Consider the following 278-nt stretch of genomic DNA (forward strand, 5'->3'; position numbering starts at 1 on the left):
CCACCACCACCATCGGCCTGGGCTCGACCTTCGCCTCCATCCGCGGCGACCGGGTCATCGCGGTGGACGCCAACCCGGACTTCGGCACGCTGTCCCAGCGGGTGCCGTTGCAGACGCGGTCCACGGTCCGCGATCTGCTGCTCGATCCGGCGATCCAGCGGTATTCGGATGTGCGCCGCCATACGTCCCAGGCCACCAGTAGGCTGGAAGTACTGGCCAGCGAACGGGATCCGGCGGCATCGGAGGCGTTCAACGAGGACGAGTACCGGGCGGTTGCC

The 278-nt window shown here is 68.7% G+C and carries 1 protein-coding gene; it reads left to right on the forward strand.

Features of this window, described 5'->3' with window-relative positions; all coding sequences use genetic code 11:
* On the forward strand, positions 1-278 hold a 278-nt coding region (locus CUZ56_RS14935; RefSeq protein ID WP_369126767.1), incomplete at both ends, for a MinD/ParA family ATP-binding protein.

Origin of the sequence: Saezia sanguinis (assembly GCF_003991585.1) — a bacterium.
In the GTDB taxonomy this organism is placed as follows: domain Bacteria; phylum Pseudomonadota; class Gammaproteobacteria; order Burkholderiales; family Burkholderiaceae_C; genus Saezia; species Saezia sanguinis.